The following is a 1,844-nucleotide window of genomic DNA, read 5'->3' as shown; positions in this document are numbered from 1 at the left end:
ACGTGTGGCCGGTGGGGGTGGTGAGTTCGATGGTGTGCCTCGCGCCGATGCTCGAGGCGGATCCGGGTGCGGCTTCGGGGCTGGGGCGTGCTTTCCAGCCGGGGGTTTCTTTGGTGTGGTTGCAGGCTTCGCAAAGTCCGGCGGCGTTGCCCGTGGTGGTCGGGCCGCCGGTGTGCCAGGGAATGATGTGGTCCAGGTGGCGGATGGGCGCGTCGCAGTACGGGGTGCGGCAGGTGTCGTCGCGGGCCTGGATGAAGCGGCGGTGCCCGGGCGGGAAGAGCCGGGCGCGGGAGTCCATCCCCACGAGCTCGCCGGCGCCGGGGTGGGTGTAGACCCGGCGGAGCCAGAGCCGGAACGCGGGGTCATTGGCGCTCCCGGCGGCGCCGCCCGGTCCAGGGCGACCACTGTGCGCCGGACCGCCGGACTGGCCGTCATCGTTTCTGTCCGTGTTTCTGTCCGTGTTTGGGGCCGCGGCGCCGGGTGCAGGCGGACCACTGTATCCCGGGGGACGGCCGGGTCCGGGGGGACGGCGGCCGCCCTCGCCGCTGTGTGCATCCTTTGTGCCGTTGATGAGGGTGCGGGCCCAGCCGGCGGGGACGGTCCCGTAGCCGGGGAGCCGGGCGGGTTCGGCGCCGGCCTGGAAGAGGGTGCGGTCGGTGATGATGAGCTGGATTTCGACGCCGGTGATCCCGCCGGGGGTGCCGGTGGTGCGTTCGACCAGGGCATCGGCCATGAGCTGCCCGCGGCCCCTCGGGTCCCCGGCGGCGCGGAGGGTGTCGGCGTGCCCGGTGAGGGCCTTGTAGACGGCGACGCCGGCGGTCACGGGCAGCAGGGCGGTCAGGCAGGTCATCGCTTCGGGGGCCGGGCGGAGGCTGACGTGCCGCTCGGTGGCGGCGTGCGCGGCGCGTTCGGTGACGGAGCGGGGGTCACGCCGGTACGCGGCGGCCCGGGCCCCGGCGACCAGGGCCCGGTCACCGGCCCCGGCGAACGTCCCGGCGTCGGGCGCCAATTCCTCGTCGACGGCGGCCCGGTCCGCGGCGCTCAGGCAGGCGGTTTCGCGAACGAGCAGGGTGGCGCGCCATTCGTTCAGCTGGCCGGTTTCCAGGGCGGTGAGGGTGTGCGGCATCTCGGTGATCAGGGCTTTGGCCAGGCCCAGGAGCCGGCCGCCCCTGGCCGGGGATTCGCGCCGGGCCAGGGCGATCTGCGCGCCGATCCCGGCGCCGAGCTTCTCGGCCGGGACCCCGAGCCGGGCTTGTTCGCGGCGCTGGAGCAGGTCGAAGGCCACGGCGAGCCGGGCCTGTTCCGCGGTCGCGGCGGATTTCCAGTCCTCCAGTTCCCGGATCCGGTCAATGATCCCGGCACTGTCCGTGGGCGGACAGCCTAAGCCCACCGGTCCGGCGGCCAGCCGGCCCGCGACGGCCGCCTCCCTGGTGCCCGGAATGGCGGCGGCATCGCCCTCGGCGGGGCCGAAGCCGGCGTCGCCGTGTCCTGCCGGAACCACTTCGGGCCCCTGATTGCCGTCCATGAATCCAGTGTTTCAGGGACCTCTGACAATCAGGTTCTTTCCTGCGGATCGTACGTGCCCGCTCCACCGGGTCACCCGTCCTCCACCGGAACCCCTCCTGCCGGGGAGCGCAACGCGCACAATGTGAACTAAGTCTGCTCAGGCCTCAGCCGGGGAAAAAGCGCCTCGGAATTGCCGCGGTCTATCGCCGCGCGCACGGAGGGGTCCAGCGGATAATTTTCATACTCCATATTCAGGAAATCGATCGCCGCAGAGGGTGCGAACGGGAAGTCAGTTCCGTATGTGATGCGGCCCGGGTCAGCTACCTCAAGCAGGCTGG

The 1,844-nt window shown here is 72.1% G+C and carries 2 protein-coding genes; both read right to left on the bottom strand.

The annotated features are described in order from the left end of the window. The coding region (locus tag AC1DDH_RS20340; protein WP_476956189.1) for an HNH endonuclease at nt 1–1,525 on the bottom strand (1,525 nt) is incomplete at its 3' end. A 128-nt stretch (nt 1,526–1,653) separates the two neighbouring features. Next, the coding region (locus AC1DDH_RS20335; protein WP_476956188.1) for an amidohydrolase family protein at nt 1,654–1,844 on the bottom strand (191 nt) is incomplete at its 5' end.

The organism is Arthrobacter sp. 10T425, assembly GCF_056393985.1.
This window is presented reverse-complemented; position numbering and strand designations above follow the sequence as displayed.